22 protein-coding genes are annotated in these 22670 nt (G+C 62.9%); 9 read left to right on the top strand and 13 right to left on the bottom strand.

The genetic code is table 11. The features are described 5' to 3' along the window. Positions 1-24 precede the first annotated feature (24 nt). The 4 genes from NKH31_RS02760 to NKH31_RS02745 all read right to left on the bottom strand — a co-directional run bounded on the left by NKH31_RS02760 (position 25) and on the right by NKH31_RS02745 (position 3659). A complete protein-coding gene (locus NKH31_RS02760; RefSeq protein ID WP_254863616.1) occupies positions 25-471 on the bottom strand; it encodes a MaoC family dehydratase in 447 nt (148 codons plus the stop codon). A 53-nt stretch (positions 472-524) separates the two neighbouring features. Then, the gene (locus NKH31_RS02755) at positions 525-749 is read right to left on the bottom strand and encodes an AbrB/MazE/SpoVT family DNA-binding domain-containing protein (RefSeq protein WP_254863615.1); all 225 of its coding nucleotides are present in this window, start codon (positions 747-749) and stop codon (positions 525-527) included. Between the two features lie 230 nt (positions 750-979). Further along, the gene (locus tag NKH31_RS02750; protein ID WP_254863614.1) at positions 980-1984 is read right to left on the bottom strand and encodes a potassium channel family protein; all 1005 of its coding nucleotides are present in this window, start codon (positions 1982-1984) and stop codon (positions 980-982) included. Between the two features lie 184 nt (positions 1985-2168). Further along, on the bottom strand, positions 2169-3659 hold the full coding sequence (locus tag NKH31_RS02745; protein ID WP_254863613.1) for a nucleolar 14 family protein: 1491 nt from the start codon (positions 3657-3659) through the stop codon (positions 2169-2171). A gap of 608 nt (positions 3660-4267) precedes the next feature. Here NKH31_RS02745 and NKH31_RS02740 point away from each other — a divergent pair. Next, complete coding sequence (locus NKH31_RS02740) at positions 4268-6553, top strand: catalase (protein ID WP_254863612.1); 2286 nt, start codon at positions 4268-4270, stop codon at positions 6551-6553. A 43-nt stretch (positions 6554-6596) separates the two neighbouring features. Here NKH31_RS02740 and NKH31_RS02735 read toward each other — a convergent pair whose 3' ends face one another. Beyond that, a complete protein-coding gene (locus NKH31_RS02735) occupies positions 6597-8606 on the bottom strand; it encodes a glycoside hydrolase family 15 protein (protein WP_254863611.1) in 2010 nt (669 codons plus the stop codon). A gap of 232 nt (positions 8607-8838) precedes the next feature. On the opposite strand from NKH31_RS02735, the gene NKH31_RS02730 reads away from it, so the two are divergent. The 3 genes from NKH31_RS02730 to NKH31_RS02720 all read left to right on the top strand — a co-directional run bounded on the left by NKH31_RS02730 (position 8839) and on the right by NKH31_RS02720 (position 11287). Further along, a complete protein-coding gene (locus NKH31_RS02730; RefSeq protein ID WP_254863610.1) occupies positions 8839-9801 on the top strand; it encodes a TIGR03885 family FMN-dependent LLM class oxidoreductase in 963 nt (320 codons plus the stop codon). Between the two features lie 94 nt (positions 9802-9895). Next, positions 9896-10525 (top strand): phosphoribosyltransferase, encoded by a 630-nt coding sequence (locus tag NKH31_RS02725; RefSeq protein ID WP_254863609.1) that lies wholly within the window; start codon positions 9896-9898, stop codon positions 10523-10525. Between the two features lie 90 nt (positions 10526-10615). Next, entirely contained in the window at positions 10616-11287 is a 672-nt protein-coding gene (locus NKH31_RS02720) for an MBL fold metallo-hydrolase (protein WP_254863608.1), read from the top strand. Between the two features lie 4 nt (positions 11288-11291). Here NKH31_RS02720 and NKH31_RS02715 read toward each other — a convergent pair whose 3' ends face one another. The 4 genes from NKH31_RS02715 to NKH31_RS02700 form a co-directional block, all read right to left on the bottom strand. Further along, entirely contained in the window at positions 11292-11804 is a 513-nt protein-coding gene (locus NKH31_RS02715; protein WP_254863607.1) for a nitroreductase family protein, read from the bottom strand. Between the two features lie 66 nt (positions 11805-11870). Further along, positions 11871-12515, bottom strand: coding sequence for a dienelactone hydrolase family protein (locus NKH31_RS02710; RefSeq protein WP_425492298.1), 645 nt, complete (start codon positions 12513-12515; stop codon positions 11871-11873). A gap of 108 nt (positions 12516-12623) precedes the next feature. Then, positions 12624-12983: a type II toxin-antitoxin system PemK/MazF family toxin gene (locus tag NKH31_RS02705; protein WP_254863605.1), complete on the bottom strand. Its 360-nt coding sequence runs from the start codon at positions 12981-12983 to the stop codon at positions 12624-12626. A gap of 1 nt (position 12984) precedes the next feature. Continuing rightward, positions 12985-13254, bottom strand: a complete 270-nt coding sequence (locus NKH31_RS02700; RefSeq protein ID WP_254864848.1) for an AbrB/MazE/SpoVT family DNA-binding domain-containing protein — start codon at positions 13252-13254, stop codon at positions 12985-12987. Positions 13255-13415: 161 nt separating this feature from the next. Here NKH31_RS02700 and NKH31_RS02695 point away from each other — a divergent pair, with 161 nt between their 5' ends. Further along, positions 13416-13784 carry a sensory rhodopsin transducer gene (locus NKH31_RS02695; RefSeq protein ID WP_254863604.1) on the top strand — a complete coding sequence of 123 codons (369 nt, stop codon included), beginning with the start codon at positions 13416-13418 and terminating at the stop codon, positions 13782-13784. A 122-nt stretch (positions 13785-13906) separates the two neighbouring features. Beyond that, complete coding sequence (gene pyrF, locus NKH31_RS02690; protein ID WP_254863603.1) at positions 13907-14731, top strand: orotidine-5'-phosphate decarboxylase; 825 nt, start codon at positions 13907-13909, stop codon at positions 14729-14731. A gap of 3 nt (positions 14732-14734) precedes the next feature. Here the strand turns inward: pyrF and NKH31_RS02685 are convergent, their stop codons facing one another. Together NKH31_RS02685 and NKH31_RS02680 are read right to left on the bottom strand one after the other, a co-directional pair. After that, entirely contained in the window at positions 14735-15004 is a 270-nt protein-coding gene (locus tag NKH31_RS02685; RefSeq protein WP_254863602.1) for a hypothetical protein, read from the bottom strand. 15 nt (positions 15005-15019) lie between these two features. Next, positions 15020-15196, bottom strand: a complete 177-nt coding sequence (locus tag NKH31_RS02680) for a hypothetical protein (protein ID WP_254863601.1) — start codon at positions 15194-15196, stop codon at positions 15020-15022. Positions 15197-15322: 126 nt separating this feature from the next. Between NKH31_RS02680 and NKH31_RS02675 the strand changes: the two genes are divergently transcribed. Beyond that, positions 15323-16960 (top strand): GTPBP1 family GTP-binding protein, encoded by a 1638-nt coding sequence (locus NKH31_RS02675; RefSeq protein WP_254863600.1) that lies wholly within the window; start codon positions 15323-15325, stop codon positions 16958-16960. 121 nt (positions 16961-17081) lie between these two features. Continuing rightward, entirely contained in the window at positions 17082-17252 is a 171-nt protein-coding gene (locus NKH31_RS02670) for a hypothetical protein (protein WP_254863599.1), read from the top strand. A 481-nt stretch (positions 17253-17733) separates the two neighbouring features. On the opposite strand, the gene NKH31_RS02665 is transcribed toward NKH31_RS02670, so the two are convergent. Together NKH31_RS02665 and NKH31_RS02660 are read right to left on the bottom strand one after the other, a co-directional pair. Continuing rightward, positions 17734-19206 carry a potassium channel family protein gene (locus NKH31_RS02665; protein WP_343217293.1) on the bottom strand — a complete coding sequence of 491 codons (1473 nt, stop codon included), beginning with the start codon at positions 19204-19206 and terminating at the stop codon, positions 17734-17736. 214 nt (positions 19207-19420) lie between these two features. Beyond that, positions 19421-21691: an amino acid permease gene (locus NKH31_RS02660; protein ID WP_254863597.1), complete on the bottom strand. Its 2271-nt coding sequence runs from the start codon at positions 21689-21691 to the stop codon at positions 19421-19423. A 181-nt stretch (positions 21692-21872) separates the two neighbouring features. Between NKH31_RS02660 and NKH31_RS02655 the strand changes: the two genes are divergently transcribed. Beyond that, entirely contained in the window at positions 21873-22664 is a 792-nt protein-coding gene (locus NKH31_RS02655) for an Lrp/AsnC family transcriptional regulator (RefSeq protein WP_254864847.1), read from the top strand. The last annotated feature ends 6 nt before the right edge of the window (positions 22665-22670 follow it).

Genomic DNA, 22670 nt, shown 5'->3' with positions numbered 1-22670 from the left:
CGGTCCGTGCGTGACCGGTTATACCTACGCCGACTCTCGACGTCTCACCATTCCGAGGCCGATCCACGAGATGACGGCTTCGTCTCGCTGGTTCGTCGCCGTCAAACGGGTGTGGACCCGCCCGACCTCGGGATTCGACTCGTCGGGTCGCTTCTCGACGACCTCGACGGAGAGCGAGAGCGTATCGCCGGGACGGACCGGCCGAATCCACCGAAGCTCGTCGACGCCGCGGGCGCCGACCCACGTCTCGTCGGCCATGTGATCGACGAACAGGCGCATACAGATCGCGGCCGTGTGCCAACCGCTGGCGATCAGCCCGCCGAACATGGTCGCTTCGGCCGCCGACTCGTCGACGTGGATCGGCTGCGGATCGTACTTCTCCGCGAACTCGACGATCTCGTCCTTGGTGACCGTTCGCTCGCCGAACTCTCTCGTGTCGCCGATCGAGATATCCTCGTAGTACTCGGGCATGGTCTGCGGTATGGCGACCGTGCGGGAATACGTATCGGCGAACCCCTAGCGAGCTACGTTTCGGGACCGTCGCCGCCCATCGCGGCCTTCAGGTCGTCGTCTTCGAACGCGCCGTAGCGCTGGCGAACGACCTCGACGGAGAGCGTCCCGTCCTCGTCGACGTCCCATCGGATCTTGTCCCCGGCTTCGATGTCCAGTCGTCGGCGAAGGGATGCCGGGATCGCTACCATTCCCCGATCACTGACTGTCGTTTCCATGGGCGGATCTTCGGACGTCATACGGCTCGGAACGGATTCTCGCGTGATAGATGATACGGATGCGTGCCGAAATAGCCTGATCGAACGAAATGTGGGCTGACATGACGAGCCGACGAACTGGCGGAGCGGTCCCACACTAATTGAGTGGGAACGACGCCTCATCATTCTAAGCGAACTGAAGACGGTTCCGGTCTAACCGTCGACCGACTCGTCGATGATGGTCCAATCAAATCTGGACTGGTCGGAGAGGGTCATCCCTCCTCGACCGGCGGCCACTCCCAGGCGTCGCCCTCGACCACGCCGAGGAGTTTCCGTCGGCGTTCTCGTTTTGCGTCGAGCACCTCCGCGAATCGCTCGTCGGAGACGGTCTCGATCCCCTCTTCGCGAAGGCGATCGAGGTTCGGCGGCGGCGGGGTTCGCTCGGCGGGGTCGATGAACGCCGACCCGAGGGTGTCCAGGTACTGGTCCGTACTCGAGCGGGCCGTCCGGACGAGCGTCGGCTTCGGCTGGACGTTCGCTGCCACGCCGTAACGGGCGAGCGTGAGTCCCTCGTCGAGGATCGCGACGGCGACGGCCGACGCGTTTCCCGACTGCTCGCTGTGATAGTAGTGTAGAATCGGGTAGGCCTGATGCTGGTCAGCGAGTACGCTGAGCTGATTCGCGAGCGATTCGAGCGGGAGGTCGAGTCCGTCGAATCCGTCCCGTTCGGTGTACCCCGCCCGGACGAAGGCCTCGCTTCGCTCGCCGAGGCCGGTGACGGTGCTGGCGAACGACCGCTTTTCGGAGACCGCAGAGAGGACCGTCAGGACGTAGGAGACGCCGAGGGTGACCAAGGCCATCCCGGTGGCAGTCGTCAGCGCGCTGGCGATCTCCCAGCCGCCGCTCGTCGGCGTGTAGTCGCCGTTTCCGTTCGTGAACATCGTGTAGGCGACGTAGTAAACGCGACCCGTCCAGTCGGCCGGTTCGCCGGTGTGGGTACTCAGCAGGGCGGTTCGGTCGCCGGCGAACAGGAGGCTCCAGCCGACCCAGAGGCCGGCGATCCACATCACCAGCGTGGCGACGAGGATCAGCGGCCCCGCGACGCTCAACAGTCGCGTCTCCTCGCGGCTCGCCCATCTGAGTCCACGCCAGACGCCGGTCGTCAGGCGACCCGAGAGCGGACCCGAGCCGCCGTCGACCCAGAGGGTCGTCCAGAGGATGTCGACGACGGTCGCGACGAGAACGATCGTTCCGAGTACGAGGTACGGTGTGCGCATAGAACCCGTATACACCGCGGAGTACCGTCAAAGGACGACGCGAATTCCGCGCCTACAGCGATGGTGGGCGCGAGGTTCGTGACACTGGCGCTCTCGACGGGATCGGTGTCGACTCCCTACGGAGCCAGTACCGCCGCTATCGAATCCGTCGTCCGTCGAAAAAATACCGCGACTGCAGCGACCCTTAGCAGGTGCAGTGGGTCGTCGCGGGCTGGGCGTCGTCAGCCTCCTCGTCGTCCTCGCCGACGTCCTCGTCATCGCCGACGCCGTTCTCGTCATCGTCGACGCCGTTCTCGTCGTCAGTGTGGTCGTCTTCGTCGTCAGTTGTCGCGTCTTCGTCGTCGGTGTGGTCGTCTTCGTCATCGACAGGCTCGTCGTCGACGTCTTCGTGTTCGTAGACGAAGATCGTCGCCTGTTCGATGGTGACGCTCATCGACTCGTCGTCGGTGTGTTCGTCGTCATCGTCTACCGGTGCGTCGTCATCCTCTTCGGCTGGTGCGTCTTCGTCGTCAACGCCGTTTTCGTCGTCAGTTGGGGCGTCTTCATCGTCGACGCCGTTGTCCTCGTCGTCAACGCCGTTTTCGTCATCTACCCCGTTCTCGTCGTCATGGACGTCGTCATCCATCAGTTCGTCGAGTGACTGCTGGGTGTAGACGAAGATCGTGGCGTCGGAGATGGTGACCTCGTGGTCGTCCATCTCGTCGTCAACGCCGTTCTCATCATCGACGCCGTTTTCGTCGTCAGCTGGGGCGTCTTCATCGTCAACGCCGTTCTCTTCGTCATCGACACCGGCCTCCTCGTCGTCGACACCGTTGTCGTTCATGTCGTCGACGGTATCGTCGCCGATGAAGACGAAGATCGTGGCGCGTTCGAGCTGCTCGTCGTCGAGTTCGTCACCGTTCTCGGTCGCGTCATCGTCGTCGAGGACGACGAAGACGACGGCCTGATCGATCGACACCTGCTGGGTGTCCATCATTTCGTCGTCATCGACGCCGTTGTCCTCGTCGTCAACGCCGTTCTCATCGTCTGCGGGGGCGTCTTCATCGTCGACACCGTTGTCCTCGTCGTCGACGCCGTTGTCGTCAGCGTCGTCGTACCCGTTCATCGGGTCCTCGCCGAGGTCGACCATGTCGGCCTGTTGGATGGTCACGTCGAGCTGGACGTTGTCGTACCGGTCGAACTCGGCATCGTCCATCTCGTCGTGTTCGTCGTCAGCGGGCGTGTCGTCATCCTCGTCAGCGGGTGCGTCTTCGTCGTCAACGCCGTTGTCGTCATCTACCCCGTTTTCATCGTCTGCGGGGGTGTCTTCATCGTCGACACCGTTATCGTCGTCAGCCGGCGGTGCATCGTCTTCATCTTCGGCCGGGGCTTCGTCGTCAACACCGTTCTCCTCGTCGTCAACGGTGTCCTCGTCATCTACCCCATTTTCGTCGTCCGCGGGTGCGTCTTCATCATCGACGTCGTTCTCGTCCGGGTCGTCCACCGGGACGTCGTCCTCGTCGTGGACGACGAAGACGGTGGCGTCATCGATCGTAACGTGGAGTTCTCCGTCTTCGTCCACGTCGTGTTCGTCGCTTACGCTCCATGCGCCCGGGGCGGCCGCGCCGACCGCGGCGAAGCCCGAACACAGCATTATCACGGCTAGTGTTACGGCTATCAGTTTGTTGTCGCTCATGCCTCGACGTGTTGGCTGGACGGCGACCCGGTTAAAGCGGGCCAACGATTTCACGGGGCAAGGGGCCATTTTGTGTGTGACGTGTTGGCACCCAAATTCTCTCAGAAGGCCACGAGTGTCCGGCGTCCCTAGAAACACACCATTACGCTCGTCGGGGCGAGCGGCCATCACGACTCCCGACGGCGATCCGTCGAAATCGATCGACCTGGATGGCGCTTCAGCGATCGTTGTGACGAAACTGGTGTCGAATTGAACGGGTTTTGCTGAGGCTACACGCGCCAACGAACGGTTGCACTCGACGGTGGGTAGTCCGATCGACGTGACCGTCCGGAGGAACCGACGAACGAACGAATAGTGTCAATTTGAGGGGGTGATGTTCGAACATCGAAATCAACCCCCTTCTCGGCGATATCGCGTCCGGATCGAAACAACGTTTCACATTTGTCACAAGATCCGTGGCGTCACAAACCAACTCGCAAGCCTGAACGGTCGGGGGCTCGACGGGGTGGCAGTTTTACCCCATCGTTCGTGGAAGCGAGTCCCGTGACCGTCGACGCAGTCTCGGCTGCATCGCAACATCACCGAATCCACCTCGACCAGAACTAGCCATGACACCGCACACACCAGACGACGCTCACGACGACGAATCGACCGACTCTCACGACAACGAACCGATTGACGACCTCGCTCACGACGACGAACCCGACCTCGAGGACGAACCGGTCACCGACGACGGCCGGGAGGGAACGGGCCACGGTGAGGATGTCGACGACCGGAGCAAGCGCGACCAGCTCGACGAGGTTCGCGAGAACCCGGAGGGCGAGCAGTTGACGAGCGATCACGGCGTCAAGATCAGCGACACGGACGACTCCCTGAAGGCGGGCGAGCATGGTCCGACGATCATGGAGGACTTTCACTTCCGGGAGAAGATGACCCAGTTCGACCACGAGTCGATCCCGGAACGGGTCGTCCACGCCCGCGGGACGGGCGCCCACGGTTACTTCCAGCCCTACGAGGATCCCGATCTCGGCGACGAGTACGACGATCTCGAGGAGGTGACGAAGGCGACGGTGCTGACCAATGCCGACCAGAAGACGCCCGTGTTCGTCCGCTTTTCGACGGTCGTCGGCTCCCGGGGGTCCTCAGACACCGTCCGGGACGTCCGCGGTTTCGCGACGAAGTTCTACACCGAGGAGGGAAACTGGGATCTCGTCGGAAACAATATGCCGCCTTTCTTTATCCAGGACGCGATGGAGTTCCCGGATCTGGTCCACGCGATCAAACCCGAACCCGACGACGGAATCCCGCAAGCCTCTGCGGCCCACGACACGTTCTGGGACTTCGCCTCGCTCAAGCCCGAAATCACGCACATGATCATGTGGGTGCTCTCCGGTCGCGCCCTCCCGCGGGCCTACCGGATGATGCAGGGATTCGGCGTCCACACGTTCCGGCTGGTCAACGCCGACGGCGAGTCGGTGTTCGTCAAGTTCCACTGGACGCCGAAACTCGGCACCCACCAGCTCGTCTGGGACGAGACGACGAAGCTCTGGGGCAAGAGTTCAGATTTCAACCGGAAGGGCCTGTACGACGTCATCGAGGAAGGCTACGAACCGGAGTGGGAACTCGGGATCCAGCTCTTCGACGAGGAGCAGGCCGAGGCCTTTGACTTCGACGTGCTCGACCCGACCAAGATCGTTCCCGAGACGGAGGTTCCGGTACGACCGATCGGAAAGATGGTGTTGAACGAGACGCCCGACAACTTCTTCGCCGAGGTCGAACAGGTCGCGTTTCACCCCGGAAACGTCGTCCCCGGAATCGACTTCTCGAACGATCCGCTGCTGCAGGGTCGGCTCTTCTCGTACCAGGACACCCAGCTCAACCGCTTCAACAGCGCCAACTGGGACGAGATTCCGATCAACCGCCCGCTCGCCGAGCGGCACAACAATCAGCGTGCGGGCTTCATGCGCCAGGAGATCAATCAGGGGAAGGTATCGTACAAACCGAACTCGATCGGCGACGACGACCCGCGAGAGGTCCCCGAAGCGGAAGGGGGCTACGAACACTTCGCGGAAAAGATCTCCGGGGAGAAAATCAGAAACCGAAGCGACAGCTTCGAGGACCACTTCACGCAGGCGCGGCTGTTCTGGAACAGCGCGTCCGAGCCCGAAAAACGGAACATCGTCGACGCCGCCCACTTCGAACTCGGCAAGGTCGACCGGATGGAGATTCGCGAACGGATGGTCCACGATCTCTTCAACAACGTCGACCACGAGTTCGCAAAACGCGTCGCCGAAGGAATCGGCGTCGAACCGCCGGAGCAACCGGGCGACGACCTGCCGGACCACGACAGGGAGGATCCCTCGCTCAGCATGGAAAACCGGACGCCGGACACGATCGAGACCCGAAAGATCGCGATGCTGGTCGACGACGGGTTCGACGACGACCACGTCTCGACGCTCCGGTCGGCCCTGGAGGACGAGGGCGCCCGGGTCAAGGTTATCTCGAAACTCCTCGGCGAGAAATCGGGGACAGACGGCGAGACCGCCGAACCCGACCAGCACCACGTCGCGGCGGCCTCGGTCGCGTTCGACGCGATCGTCGTTCCCGGCGGGCGCGAGAGCGTCGACGCCATGCGCCAGCAGGGAGATCCCAAACACTTCGTCGCCGAGGCGTTCAAGCACTACAAGCCGATCGCCGCCCTGGGCGAGGGAACGACCCTGTTCGAGGACGTCGACCTGCCGGACACGGAAATCGCCGGCGATGGCGAACTCGTCGCCGATGCCGGCGTCGTAACCTGTCGCAACGACGACCTCGACGCGTTCGTCGAGGCGTTCGTCGACGCCATCGCCGCCCATCGACACTGGGATCGTGATCCGAAATCGGTACCGGCCTGAGCGGCGAACGAATCGGCGAGACCGACTCGGGCCGCCGGTTTTCCTACCCGTCGTGTTGTCTGAACAGCGGGGCGACGTCGCCGGCTTCCAGGTCGTCGGGGAGGACGTCGCGGATCGCTTCGTCCTCGCTCGCGAGGTAGATCGCACTGTTTATGATCCCGATGTGACTGAACGCCTGCGGGTAGTTTCCGAGATGGGATCCGTCGTCGGTGTGGATCATCTCCGAGTAGAGGCCGAGCGGCGAGGCGTACTCGAGTAGGGCGTCGAAGTACTCGCGCGCCTCCTCGACCCGTCCAGCGAGTACGAGCGCGTCGATCAGCCAGCACCCACAGAGGACGAACCCGCCGGATTCGCGGGGGCGAGCGGGGCTGTTCGCGAAGCGGACGACCAGCCCGTCGTCGGTGGTCAGCTCGTCGATGACCGCGTCGATCGTTCCCAGCACTCGCTCGTCGTCTGCGGGCAGGAAGTCGTAGAGCGGGATGAGCAGCGCCGTCGCGTCGAGCGCCTCGTCGGCGCCGAAGAACTGTCGGAACGTCCCTTCCTCCTCGTCGTACCCGCGCGTCTCGATCGCCTCGCGGATCTCGGCTCGTTCTCCCTCCCATCGATCGAACGGCCCGTCGCGATCGTACTCCTCGGCCAGTCGGAGCGCCCGGTCGAGGGCGACCCAGCAGAGCAGTTTCGAGTGGACGAAGTGCTCGTGGAGGTCGCGAAACTCCCAGATACTCTCGCCCTTCTCGTCCCAGTGGTCGCAGACGTGATCGGCGAGCGCGCGCACCGAGTCCCAGTCCTCGTCGGTGAGCCCGTCCTCGTAGCGAACCGTCTCGTAGATGCCCTGAACGATCGTCCCGTAGATGTCGAGTTGCTTCTGCCCGGCGGCGGCGTTACCGATCCGGACGGGCGTGGAGTCGCGGTAGCCCGAGAGGTGGTCGAGGATCTCCTCGTCGATGTCGGTGCCGCCGTGGAGGTCGTACAGCGGCTGGATCTCCGCCGGATCTTCGTGACCGATGTCGCGAAACCACTCGAAATACTTCCGGGCTTCGCGCTCCTGGCCGACCATGTACAGCGCCTGGACGGTAAACTTCGCGTCCCGTATCCAGTTGTACCGGTAGTCCCAGTTTAGCTCGCCGCCCAGTTCCTCGGGAAGCGAGGTGGTCGGGGCTGCCGGGATGGCGCCGGTCTCCTCGTGAATCAGGAGCTTGAGAACGAGCGCGGAGCGGGTGAGTCCCTCCTGCCACTCGTCTTCGAACGAGAGCAGGTCTGCGCCGCCCTCTCTGCAGCCCTCGAGCCAGGTACGCCAGTAGTCGATCGTCTCTTCGAGGATGGTCTGGTAGTCGTCGGTCGAGCGGTGATCGGGCGCGCCGTACTGACAGCAGAACCAGCGGACGGCGCCCGCGTCCATCGTGACCGTCTTCGTCGCCGTTGCGTCCGCTTCGTCGACGCGATCGAGGTCGACGCCGTGGAGGTAGAGCACGTCACTCTCGCGGTCGAGATCCTCAGCCGCCACGTCGGCGGGTTCACTGTCCTGAGCTCCGTCGGGTTGCTCGTTCCCGCCCGCTGGCGCGCGGTCGTCGGTGTCGCCGTCTGCGAGGTGGCCGTCGCCAGCTCGCGCGAGCAGGTCGCCCTCGTCGGTGCGTTCGAGCGTCGTCTCGGCGCGGCCGTAGTCGAAGCGAGGCGCGAACTCGACGCCCAGTTCGACGCTTCCCTCTAGGACCTCGACCTTTCGGTAGAGCGACTGCTGGAACCGTTCGTCCGGCGCTTCGCCCTCCCTGACGGGCATGAAGTCGGTGACGACGGCCGTTCCGGCGTCGGTCTCGAACCTCGTTCGCAGGACGTTCGTCCCGTCGACGTAGGACTGCTCGGCGTCGTACTCGTCGGTCGGTTCGATACGAAACCGTCCGCCCTCGTCGGAATCTAGGATCGCGGTGAAGACGCTCGGCGACTCGACGTGTGGGAACGGACACCAGTCGACGGAGCCGTTCCGGCCGACGAGCGCGCAGCGATTGTCGTTGCCGATCGCACCGTAGGCGTCGATGGGTAGGTACTCGGTGGTCATGTGAGCGGTCGGTGAATCGGGAGACGTACCACGCCGACGGACAAAAACGTCCGTATCGAACGGACGGATGGTCGCCCGATCCTGATCGTAGCGTCTCGCAACTGGCGAGGGAGTGGCCGCCATCTGCCGACCATGCACACCCAGCCCGGTGAATTACGGTTCCGGTCGTCGAGCACGCGAGCGTGAGTCCCGAACGACCGTACGCTTACGAGCAGTCACCCGGAGGGCGCCGATGACCGATCTCGGCTACCACGCTTCCCACGAGCAGTTCCCACCGAGCGAGCTCCTCGCCCTGGTCGAGCGCGCCGACGAGCGCGGGTTCGAGCACGTGCTCGCATCCGATCACTTCCATCCCTGGAGCGAGCGCCAGGGCGAGTCCGGCCACGTCTGGTCCTGGCTGGGTGCGGCGATGGCGAACACCTCGATGACCTACGGGACGGTCAACGCGCCCGGATACCGGTACCACCCGGCGATCATCGCGCAGGCGGCCGCGACGCTCCGCGAGATGTTTCCCGAGCGCCTCTGGTTCGCCGTCGGGAGCGGCCAGCTGTTGAACGAGGGAATCACGGGAACCGACTGGCCGGTCAAGGAACAGCGAAACGAGCGCCTCGCCGAGTCGACGGAGATAATGCAGCGACTCTGGGACGGCGAGGAGGTGACCCATCACGGCCACGTGACGGTCGAGCGCGCGACGCTGTGGACGCGGCCAGACTCACCGCCTCCGGTCGTCGGGGCCGCCCTCTCCGAGGAGACGGCGAGCTGGCTCGGTCGGGCCGACTGGGTCGACGGGATGATCACGCTCGGAACGCCCGATCACGAGGCGGACGCGGCCCGCGTCGAGGCCTACCGCGAGCACGCTCCCGCGAAGGACGTCTACCTGAAGACGCAGCTCTCGTGGGACGAAGACGACGACGCGGCCCTGATGGGTGCCACGGACCAGTGGCGAACAAACTGCGTGCCGGGTCCGGTCACCCAGCAGCTACGGACGCCCGAGGAGTTCGACGAACTCGGCGCGGAGATCCACGAAGAACACGTCGAGGAGAACGTCCGCGTCTCCGCCGATCTCGACGACCACGTCGAGTGGATCGAGCGCGACCGCGAGATCGCCGACCGGGTCTACCTCCACAACGTCAACACCAACCAGGCCGCGTTCGTCGACGCGTTCGCCGAAGACGTGCTTTCGTCGTTCGAGTGACGGTCGGAAGCTAGCGGACCGAACCGTGCCCGCACCGCGTTCGTCACTCGCAGGCGACAGGCCCAAACGCTCGTCAGGCTTACACCTAGCGACCATGTTCGACGATCGAACCGAGGCCGGAACCCGGCTGGGCGAGCGGTTGGCGGCCGAGGGCGTCGACGCCGATATCGTCCTCGGCATTCCGCGCGGGGCGCTCCCGGTCGCCCGGCCGGTCGCGGACGCCCTCGACGCGCCGCTCGACGTCGTGGTTGCCTCGAAACTGGGTGCGCCGGGCAATCCGGAGCTGGCGATCGGCGCCGCAGCCAGCGACGGCAGCCTCTGGCTCAACGACGATTTCGTCGATGAACTCGGCGTCTCTTCGGAGTACGTCGAGCGCCAGCGGGAAGTCGAAGCGGACGCAGCGTATCAGAAAGCGATGCAGTACCGGGATGACGGGCGACTGCCCGAACTCGCTGGACGGACGGTCGTGGTGGTCGACGACGGCGTCGCGACCGGGGCGACCGCGATCGCGTGTCTCCGGCAGGTTCGAGACGCCGGCGCAGAGCGCGTCGTCCTCGCCGTCCCCGTCGGCTCGCCGACGTCGCTCGCTCAGCTCGAGGCCGAAGCCGACGCGGTGATCGCCCTCGAGACCCCGTCTCACTTCCGCGCCGTGGGTCAGTTCTACCGCGATTTCGGACAGGTGACCGACGCCGAAGCGATTGCCTACCTCGATACCGAGTCGTGACCACCAGTTCGTTCTCCGTTCACCTCGACCAGAACCGTCTCGTCACACCAGTCGAACAGGATTTAAGTTCCCCGTCGGTGGACGGGGCGTATGAGCGTCGAATACGAAGCGGTCACGTTCGAGCGACTGGGCCACGCGAGCGTCCGGATCGAAACGCCGGACGGCCGGATCGTCTACGTCGATCCGTGGGAAGAAGTCATAGACGGCGAACCCCACGACGCCGACCTGGTGTTCGTGACTCACGACGACTTCGATCACTACGATCCCGACGCGATCGCTGCAGTTTCGGCCGACGACACCGCGGTGGTCGTCTTCGAGGGCGTCGACACCGACGACCTCGACGGCGACGCGTCGGTCCGGTCGGTGTCGGTCGGCGGGGAACTCGCCGTCTCCGGTATCGAGGTTCGCGCCGTGGCCGCGTACAACCGATCGGACGGCGACCACGTCGACGACGACGGCGAGCCGTTCCACGCCGAGGGTGACGGGATCGGAGTAGTCCTCTCCATTGGCGACGTGACCGCGTACTACGTCGGCGATTCGGACGTTCTCGACGAACACGAATCCGTCTCCGCGGACGTCCTGCTCCCGCCGATCGGCGGTCACTACACCATGGATCGCCACGAAGCCGCCTCGCTCGTCGAGCGGATCGATCCCGATCTCGTGTTGCCGGTCCACTACGATACGTTCGAGGCCATCGAAACCGACGCCGAGGCGTTCAAAGACGAGGTTACGGCGAGCGGCCCGACCGTCCGGCTGTTCTGAGGGCTCAGCCGTCGAGCTCGAGCTGTCGACCGACGGTCCCGTGAAACGCCACCGCGTCCAGCGGCTCGCGGTCTTTCTCCCCGCGAATCTCGCGGATCGGATGGCCGAAGCCGAGAAACGCGGTGAGGTCGCTCTCGTCGGGGACCTCGAGTAGCTGCCGAATCGGGGGCCGATCGCCCGTGAACAGACACGAGCCGATGTTGCGTTCCCAGGCGACCAGTTGCATGTGCGTCGCCGCGCGGCCGGCGTCGATCTCGTTGAACGAGCGCCGAGGGTCGGTACAGATGGCGATGGCGAAGTCGGCTCCGGCCACCCAGCCGGCGGTCGGCGATTCCTCGGCCAGGGCCGCGAGATCGTCCACGTCGTCGATCAGGACGAAACGCCAGTGCTGGGTGTTCTTGCCGCTCGGGGCGAGTCGTCCCGCCTCGAGAATCGCCCGCTTCGTCCCGTCGTCGACGGCCTCGTCGGCGAACTCCCTGAGTTCGATCCGCGTTTCGATCGCGTCGGTGACGTCCATACTCGATCGCTCGCCCCCGAGGTCAAAGAGCGTTGGCCGCGCGACGAACGAGCCCTTCTCGGGGGGTTACCCGAGGTGCGTCGAGAACAAGTCCGCAGCGAGGTCGGCGACTTCGTCGAGTTCCCCCGGTCCGTCGAAGAGGTGGCCCGCGCCCTCGACGATCTCTACCGATTTCTCGCACGAGAGCCGGTCGTAGACCGCCCGGTTCAACTCGCGCACCGACTCGTCGTCTCCCCCGACGATCAGTCGGGTCGGCGCGGTCACGTCGTCGAGTACCGCCTCGGCCATGTCCACCCGGCCGCCGCGCGAGACGACCGCGTCGATTTCTGCCTCCGGCCTCGCCGCGCCGCGGAGGGCCGCCGCGGCGCCCGTGCTCGACCCGAAGTAGCCGATTGAGCGGGCGCTCGTCTCCGGACGGTTGCGGAGCCAGCCCGTCGTCGCGACGAGGCGATCTGTGAGCAACTGGATGTCGAATCGCGTCGCCCGGTCGCGATCCTCGGCTTCGGTGAGCAGGTCGAACAGCAGGGTTGCCAGCCCGCGTTCGCGCAGCGTCTCGGCGACTGCGTTGTTGCGCGGACTGTGTCTACTACTGCCGCTCCCGTGGGCGAAGACGACCAGCCCGGACGCCCCCGGAGGAATCACGAGTTCGCCCTCGAGCGCGACCCCGTCGACGGGAATCTCGATCACCGAGTTTGTTTCGTCGGGGCTCATCATCGAGCATCCACCGGGAGCCAGATTGAGTGTTGGGGGTCTCCGAGCGGTTCACCTGGGTGGCTATCCGGCGGTTGTTGCCATCCTCGTAGTTTCGGGGAGACGCTTCTATCGAGCGGGCGAACGCAAGCCGAGACTGTACTCGAGGGCCGTCTCTACCTCGTCCAGTCGCTCGTCCGGAACCGATCCGACGACGTCTCGGATCCGATGCTCGGTCGAGACAGTTCGAATCTGACTACAGATCGCGACCGAATCCGATCGAAGCGCGCATTCATCGGCGGAAACGAGCACTTCGAACGGGTACAGCCGATCCCCGAACGACGTCGAAAACGGGACGACGACGGTCGTCGGTGCGTTTTCGTTCCCGATATCGTTTTGCACGACGAGACACGGCCGCGTCCCGCGCTGTTCCGATCCGCGAGTCGGCTCTAGTTCGACGATCGCGATATCGCCGCGGCGGACGTGCATGTCACTCCCACTCCGGCGCGTCGCCGAGGTACTCCGTGGCTTCGCGAGACGTCCCGTCGAAGGCGTCCGCGAGTTTCCCGTCTCGGTCGGCGCGGTTTCGGTATCCTGCGGCGAGTTCGTCGCGTGTAATCGGTTTCTCGATGACGATCTTGCCACCCTCTTCGCGAATTTCGACTTCGTCGCCGCCGCTTATGTCGAACGACTCCCGGAGTCGTTTCGGGAGCGTTACCTGGCCCCGTTCCCCGACGCGTCGTGTCTCAGCCATACAAATTCATATCATATACATACCTAAAACGCTGCCGTTTCGATAGACTCGCTCGAGCACTGTCGGTTCGTTTCGACGGCTACGTAGGCCCACCCTCGTCACGACCTGAGGGTACAAGCCGCGAGGTTATTCGGCCGTTCGTAGAGGGCCAACCCGGGTGATCGAGGATGATTGGTACGCGTACGTGGGCGATTCCCGAGGGGTACATTCCGGAAGAAAGCACCGGCCCGGAGCCGGAGATGGAGAGCCACGAGACGCTCTGCGTGCTGAACGCGGGCGACGAGGAGGCGACGCTCGAGATCACCGTCTACTTCTCGGATCGGGACCCGGTCGGCCCGTACGAGAAAACCGTGCCGGCCCGCCGGACGAGCCACTTCCGATTCAACGACTTCGACGAACCCGAGCCGATTCCGACGGGTGCGGACTTCGCGACCGTGATCGAATCGGACGTCCCGGTCGTCTGCCAGCACACGCGACTCGACTCCCGGCAGGCGGAGAACGCCCTCCTCTCGACGATGGCGTATCCGGGTGAGTGACCGGGGACGTTCCCGCGGTCGGGGGCCTCTCGGCCGTCGCGGCGCTGTGACGTTGTTTCAGCGCCGGAGTGGTCCCGCCGTCGATAGCAACCCTTTCGGCGGTCGACCGCTCAGCCGGGAATATGAACTTCTTCGATCGGTTGCACGACCGTATCGTCACGGTCGACAGCGTCGTCTCGGTTGGCCTGGATCCGGATCTCTCGCGAATTCCGGCTCACCTCCAGGATCACGACCTGCCGCGGTGGGCGTTCAACCGCCGGATCATCGATGCCACGCACGAACACGCGGCCGTCTACAAGCCGAACGCGGCCTTCTACGAGGATCCCGACGGCTGGCGGGCGCTGGCGGAGACCATCGCCTACGCCCACGGCAAGGACGTGCCCGTCCTGCTCGACGCCAAACGCGCTGACATCGGCAACACGACCCGTCAGTACGCCGAACTCGTCAACCCGGACGCGCCGGGACCGACGGCCGACGCGATCACCGTCAATCCGTACATGGGCCGCGACTCGTTGCAGCCGTTTCTGGCGAACGAAGAGGCCGGCGTCTTCGTCCTCTGTCGCACGTCCAACCCCGGCGGCGCCGATCTGCAGGACCTCGAACTCGAGACCGGTGAGGCGGTCTACGAGAGGGTCGCGGCGCTCGCCGATCTGTGGAACGAAAACGACAACGTCGGACTCGTCGTCGGCGCGACCAACCCGGACGAACTCGAGTCGCTGCGCGAACAGGTGCCGGATCTCCCCTTCCTCGTCCCCGGGGTGGGCGCCCAGGGCGGCGACGCCGAGGCGGCCGTCGAGTACGGTCTGGCCGGCGGCGTCGGCCTCGTCAACTCCTCGCGCGGAATTATCTTCGCCGGCGAAGACGCGACCGGCGACGCCTTCGCCACCGCGGCCGGTCGGGCCGCAAAGCGCCTGAAAGCGCGCCTGAACCAGTATCGCGAGGAGTGACACCTAGGGCGTTTGTTCTTCGTCCGGGCAGGTAGCTGAGATCACTCGACCGACGACCCGATCGCCGACGAACTCGCGTTGAATCTCGACGTAGACCGGATGGCCGGGTGGTTTCTCGGATAGTTCGTCGAGTCCTTCGGAGACGAGAATCTCGACGGGGCAGTTCTCGTTCGGATTCTGCGCGACGAGATCACCGTCGTCTGTGCGGAGATCGAGGCAGTGGCGTTCGCCGAACCCGACGGCGTCGCCGAACAACTTTCTGATGGTGGTCATGGGTACGGTGGTGGCTCAAAACCGGTGTATGTCGGTCTCTTCGTCCCGGCCCGGATCCGCCTGGGCGGCGCAGGTGGCACACAGGCCGAGTCCTCGTTCGAAGTGCTCCTCGCAGACGAGCGCGCCGCAGTTGTCACAGCGCTCCTGGGCGGGCCGCGATTCGCAGATCTGACAGAGGCCGCTGACGCTCATACGGTGACTTCGAGCCGAAGCGGCTTCAAAGCCGCCCCGAAATCGTATAGCGCGGCCAGCAAATAGTTACATGCTACCATCTAGCACTAGAGAAGGCTTTTCCTGTGTGAGTGGGTAGCGAACTATATGTCCCGTGACCGGGCCCTGTTGCAGCGGGCCCTGGACCGAGGCGAGGAGGACGGTGGCAACGTCGAGTTCAAGGAGCGACTCTCCCGGAACGTTCACCTGGCAGAGGGTCGCCGGGAGAGTCTAGCGGCCCAGCTTCGCCACCGCGTGCTTTCGGGCGACGGCGAGGCGACGTACGTCGTGGGCGTGACCGACGACGGCGGCCTCGCGGGTATCTCCCACGAAGCGTTCTCCGAGTCGATGGACGTCCTCTCGTTGCTCGCCGAGGAGGCCGGCGCGCACATCGACGACGTCCAGACCTGGGGCGTCGACCGCGAAGCGGGCGTCTCGCGAAACGGCGCGGGCGACGACGGCCTCGTCGGCGTCGCGACCGTCTGTGACGGCGCCGTCCTGGAGACCGACGACGAACACATCGTCATCGGAACGGCCGGCCACGTCGACCACGGCAAGTCGACGCTGGTCGGCTCGCTCGTCACCGGTCGGGCCGACGACGGCGACGGCGGAACCCGCGCGTTTCTGGACGTCAAACCTCACGAGGTCGAGCGCGGCCTCTCGGCGGACCTCTCCTACGCCGTCTACGGGTTCGACGACGACGGGCCGGTCCACGTCCGCAATCCGAACCGGAAGGAAGATCGCGCGGCCGTCGTCGAGGACGCAGACCGGCTGGTCTCGTTCGTCGACACGGTCGGTCACGAACCCTGGTTGCGGACCACGATCCGCGGGCTCGTCGGACAGAAGTTAGATTACGGCCTGCTCGTCGTCGAGGCCGAGGACGGACCGACGCGCGTCACTCGAGAGCACCTGGGCGTCCTGCTCGCGACGGAGCTGCCGACGATCGTCGCGATCACGAAGACCGACGCGGTCGACCCGGCGCGGGTTGCCGAAGTCGAACGCGAGGTCGAGCGCCTGCTGCGCGACGTCGAGAAGTCGCCGCTGTCGGTCTCCAGACACGGCGTCGACGCCGCCGTCGAGGAGGTGAGCGACACCGTCGTCCCGATCGTTCAAACGAGCGCCGTCACGATGGAGGGCCTGGACGTCCTCGACGAGCTGTTCGATCGCCTGCCGAAGACGGCCGACGACGACGGCGAGTTCCGGATGTACGTCGATCGATCCTACTCGGTCACCGGCGTCGGCGCGGTCGCCTCGGGGACGATCAAGTCGGGCGAGGTCGAAGCCGGCGACGAACTCCTCGTCGGGCCGATGCCCGACGGCCGCTTTCGCGAGGTCGAGGTGCGCTCGATCGAGATGCACTACCACCGCGTCGACCACGCCCGGTCTGGCCGCATCGTCGGCATCGCGCTGAAAGGGATCAAGGAGTCAGCCCTGGAACGGGGGATGGTCCTCCTGCCGGCCGACGCCGATCCCGACCCCGTTCGCGAGTTCGAAGCCGAGGTGATGGTCCTGAACCACCCGACGCGCATCGGCGACGGCTACGAACCCGTCGTCCACCTGGAGACGATCGGCGAGGCCGCCGCCTTCCACCCCGACGACGGGCGGCTGCTTCCCGGCGACACCGGGACGACGCGCGTTCGCTTCAAATTCCGCCCCTACCTCGTCGAAGAGGGCCAGAAGTTCGTCTTCCGCGAGGGCCGGAGCAAGGGCGTGGGAACGGTGACGGACGTGTCGCCGGTGGAGTGACGGGATTTGACGCGGTTGTTAACACCGATTACGCATTACGTGCCGATTGTGTACTCTGGAAAACAGGTAAACGGCCTCACATTTATAACGATTTTTACCGTCCCCAGTTATCCAATAGGACATGGCTGGACGTCCCGATGCGGCAAATTCGTCTGAACCCGAAGACGACATGTTGCCCGATGAGCGGCAAGTCATTACCGAACGGGGCGGCGATTCCGAGGAAAGTGAAGACGAACCCTTCCTTACTGTTGAGGAGCTGGCAGCCAAGATTGGCTTCGAACGCGACACGTAACCGTGCCGAACGCGCCGAGTCGATATCGAATTCATCCGGCAGTCTATAACGATCAGGAGCGCATCAAACACCACAACCCCGACCTCGCGAAGCGTGGCTTCAGTCGAATCAACGATTGGGAACGGAAAATCAAATGGGGGCGTGTCCCACAGGATCATATGAAATACCTCACCGGAACTGGTTCCTGTAAGGCTCTGTTGAAATCTCCTTCTTTAGTAAACTGTTTCCATGAAACTCCATTCACTACACATGCGAAGTGAGCGCCAGAATCGTTGTCAGATTACACTGAAATCCATCGTACCGTGTTGAATAGATAGCGCGAATGCAGCCGAGAGTTTGGTCGATTGTGGAATGTCCGGATCGACCGGTGTAGGTGAAGTGAGTGTTGCTGGGTCGTGATGTTACCGATAGAGGTAATAGGTGGGTTAGAACACGTTCAAACAGATAATGTTCGATGTATTATATGGTGATTTTGGGACAATCAGCTAGTATCGTTCTTTTCCATCTCTGTGACTAACTGGTGGAATCGATTCCGCGATGCCTTGCTGCCAGCAACAATGAGCACATCGTCTCCTTCGATCGTGAAGTTCGCGCCGATGTCTGTCAATACCTCGCCGTTGTGCTCGACCGCAACGACCGTACAGCCGGTTTGATTTCGCAAATCGAGTTCACCCAGACTCTGTCCAATAAACGTCGGCACTGACGCCCGGATGAATTCAAAGTTGACGTCAGGAGTCAGGATCTCCGACTCCTCTATTAGCAACGACGCCAGGCTCTCACCGGTCAAGTGAGAGAGTGAGAGCACAAAGTCAGCGCCGGCGTTGTAGAGTTTCTGCACGCTATCGTCGCCGCCAGCGCGGGCGACGATCTCGGTGTCCGGTGCGAGTTGATTGAGAATTAGCGTTGCGTAAATCGTGGTCGTATCCTCGTCAATCGAGAGGACCACGGCACGCGCGTCCTCGACGTTTGCTCGCTCCAATGTCTCCGGGTCTGTTATGTCGCCGATGATATCTACACCGTCTTTGGGTTCGATGTCGATCGACTCTACTTGGAGTCCCTCCGCTTGCAACGTTTCGACGACTGATTGACCGACCGTCCCGAAACCACAGACGACCACCCGTGGCTCGTGCTCATCGTGTGCCGGAATCTTTCGGGTCTGCAAATCCTCGAAGTCATCGTGCTCGCCGGTGATTAGAAGGATCGTGTTCTCCTCGATTACGGTGTCCGGATCAGGGGTGACGACGAACTTCCCGCCGATCCAGGCACCAACGATCGTGACGCCCATCCGATCGAAGACCCTGGATTCTCTTAATGTCTGGCCGACGAGGTCGCTCCCCTTCTCGACTAACACCCCTGTGATCTGGAGGTCGCTCTCGACCTCGATCGCTTGCTGAAGCTTTTCCGCATAGGTACCCGCCGCACGCAGCCCGAGGCTTTTCCCTAACAGTTGTCGAGTTGAGACGATATCGTCGGCCCCCGCGTAGCGGTGATAGGTCTCAACTTCCAGTTCTTTAATAACGCTGATTGTTCGCAGGTCGGGATTAACTTGGTTGGCCGAAAGGATCACGGTGGGATTCGTCTCGTCGTCGATGTCAGCCACGAGAGCTTGTGCGTGAGTGGCGTTGGCCGCGCGATAGGTGTCGGCCGACTCCAGATCGCCCATGATTGCGTTGAGCCCTCGCTCGTTCAACTCCATCACCAGTTCGGGGTCTGGTTCGACGTACAGATACGGGATATCGACCGCCTGAAGCTCCTTACGCAACACCTCGTCCTGGGCGGAGTAGCCACAGATGATTACGTGATCAGTCAGATCGCTGGTCGTCGGCGGCCGAGTTTTCATTGCCTGCCGGAACAGCGGTACGGCGTACAGCGGAATGGCGACGAAGACCAGGAGCACAGCCGAGAGGTTCATGAACACAATCATCAGAGCGAACCGATCGCTCTGTTCCCACACGTCAGTATCACCACCGAACCCTGCGGTGGTGACGATCTCGACGACCTTCTGGAGCGCCTGGGCGAACGAAATCTCCTGCCCGGTGAACGCGCTCGACGCCCACTGGTAGAGTAACGTGTACAGGACAAGGATTGCGGCGATACCGATTACCGTCAGTGCAATGCGTTGTCGCCAGTTCGTCTCCTCGTCGATCGGTAACGTGCTGGTGCTCATATCAGGACGAGAGTCGTTGGATGATCGCAGATCGGAGCGAGCGGCGGGTCTTCTCGCCGCTCCGGACGAGGACAATCGTCCCCGATACCTGTTCGCCGATGGTCTCTGGTATTGCGCCCGAGAGGAACCGTTCGATGGAATTCACCCGCGAGACGCCGAGAACGGTCGCCTCGTATTCACTGGCGATCGAAACAAGTTCCGACTCGATGTTCTCGCTGATGACGACATCTGAGTCGTATTCTTCGACGCCGGCCGTGCGGGCGGTTTCCTCGATGAGAGCGCGGCCGCGTTCGACTGCATCCGTTGGATCTTCATCCTCAACGGATGGCTGGACGTTCACCAGCGTAAGCGACGCACCCGCCTCGGCTCGGACGAACGCCGCCGCCTTCCGGACGGCGACCGACGAGTACGGCCCTTCGCCAACGAATGCGACGACATCCCCGACGGATTCGTCGTCACCCTGTCTCACCAGGGTGACTTCACACGGGGCACGCTCGATGATCTTGTCGATGTTCGAGCCGAGGACACGTTCGCGGCGCTTCCGCGTTCCCGACCACCCCATCACGACATCGTCAGCGTCCTCCTGCTCGATCACGTGCAAGATAGTTTCCCCGACGTCTCGACCGACAATCGCCCGGGTACGGAGTCCGATGCCGAGTTCTTGGGCAATATCCTCCGCCTCTGCGAGGAGTTCCTGCTGTCGTTTGATCCGTTCTTCCTCGTATTCGACCTCCTGGGCGAGCGATGTCTGGTCGGGGACTGTGATGACATTCGTGACGACTAGTTCCGCATCGTCCTCGTTCGCCGCGCTCGCTGCGGCCAATCGAAGGAGTTGCCGTTGGGTTGTTGGGTTCGCTATTGGAACAACGACTCGGTACGGTGTCTCATCGTCCCCTTCCGGTGCTGGTTCGACCGCGTCGATCATCGCCTCGCCGACGAGTCCAGTTCGGTCAACCCGCGGTCGGCCGTAGAACCAGTACCAGAGCGCCCCCACGAGCGCGATGCCGACGCCGCCGACCTGTGGGAGTGTGTCCATCTGCGTGAGGATTCCGAGTCCAGCGACGACGCCAAACCACTGAATCCACGGATACAGCGGCGACCGGAAATCGGGTTCGTACCACTCCGGGTCACGACGGCGAAACGCGATCAGAGAAAGACAGACCAGGATATAGACCACGATCTGAAAGGCTCCTGCAGTCTTTGCGATCTCGTCAACCGGGAGGGTGACGATGATGAGCAGCATCGCACCACCAGTCGTGAGTATCGCAGTCGTCGGCGTTCGAAAGCGGCTGCTGACCGTTGCAAACTGATCCGGGAGCAGGTTGTCACGGCTTAGCGCGAAGGGGTATCGTGAGGCAGTAAGGATACCAGCGTTGGCCGTGCTAATCAACGCGAACATGGCGGCGATTACGATCAAGACGACGCCGACGAATCCAAAGAACGGATCGACCCCGTCCACCATCGGAATCTCTGACCCCTCCAGTGTGGCCGCATCGATGGTGCCTACGAGCACGAACACGATCAGCGCGTACAGACCTGTCGTGAGGCCTAGTGAGAGCAACAAGCCGAGCGGGAGATTTCTGCCGGGATTCTCGATTTCTTCGGCGACAGCAGCGACCTTCGTGACGCCGCCGTATGATATCAGCACCATCGCGGTCGCGGCGAACAACCCGACTGCACCTTCATCGAAGAACCCTGCGTAGCTTCCTCCCTCGACGTTCCCGCCCGTGAGTGCGACGAATCCGCCGAGGATGAACAGCATGATGAGGACGAGGATCTTCTGGAGGCCACCGGTCTGCTTGACACCGATCATGTTGACGGTGATCAACAGGATACCGATCACAACTGCCAGCAGTTCGAGTTGCGTGATCTGGATAATGCCGAGTTCGAGGAACACACCCGTCACTTCGAGCCCGACTCGGTCGAAAATCGGACCAATATACAACATCCCGCCGACGAGCGCGAGTGCTCCTTTGAACATCAACATCAGCCACGTTCCGAGGCCTGCAATCGTCCCTGCGCCTGGACCCATGCCACGCTCGATGAAGATGTAATCGCCGCCCGCTTCGGGCATCGCCGTACCAAGTTCGGCGATACTGACCGCTGCCGGGAGGACGAGAACGGCAGCAACGACGAACGCTAGGATGACCGCCGGACCAGCCTCGGCCATGGCCAACCCGGGCAGAATGAAGATTCCGCTGCCGATCATCGCCCCCATACTAATGGCCACGACTGAGGCCAGTCCGAGGTCGCGTTCTAGTTCTTCTGACATGGCTTTCGTTTGTTTCGCACTCTCGATTCATCGAGAGACGCCGAGGTCTGTCTCCACTTGCCCGGGAAAGACATATAGAACCTACGAATTGATTACGGAATCAGTATCTTCACCGGATCAATTTAGCGGGTCGAAAATGTGGGGGTACTATTACTACCGAGGAAAAAATCAGAGTACGATCATGGTGTCCGACTCGGGGTCAGCGGATGAATATCGTTTAGACGAAATCGATCGACGAATACTCTACGCTCTAATGGACGACGCGCGTACGACGTCCGCACCCGAGATTGCCGAGCACGTCAATGTCTCACCGGCGACAATCCGCAACCGAATTGCTCGCCTTGAGGATCACGGTATCATTACGGGTTACCACGCAGAAGTCAACTTCGAGCGAGCCGACGGTCGACTGACGAACCTGTTTCTGTGTAACGTTCCGTTCCCCGACATCGAGCGAATCACAGCGCAGGCCGGCACGATCCCAGGCATCGTCAACGTCCGCGAACTGATGGGGGGTCGGACGAACATGCATGTTCTTGCGGTCGGCGAGGACACGACGGAGTTGCGTCGAATCGGGCGCCAGCTCTCGAATCTCGGGCTTGAAATCGAAGATGAAATGCTTGTTCAAGACGAGAAACACCACCCCTACGCCCCCTTCGGCCCCGACAACGGTCAGGACGTGCGACTCGCGGACTCGATTTCACTATCGGGCGGCGCAGAGGTCGTCGATATCACCGTCGAAGAGGAAGCACCGATTGTTGGACGGACCATTCAGGAGGCCGTCGAAGCGAGACTACTCGATGATGATACGTTACTGATCGCAATTGAACGTGGTGACGAGACAATGACTCCACATGGGGACACGGTAATTCAATCGAACGACATCGTCACGCTGTTCTCGCCTCATGGAGAAAAGCAACCGACTATAGACCCCTTCAAGAAAACAGATGACTCGGATTCTACAGTACCGGCATAGTGCTAA

The organism is Halovivax gelatinilyticus, assembly GCF_024300625.1.
Classification (GTDB): domain Archaea; phylum Halobacteriota; class Halobacteria; order Halobacteriales; family Natrialbaceae; genus Halovivax; species Halovivax gelatinilyticus.
This window is presented reverse-complemented; position numbering and strand designations above follow the sequence as displayed.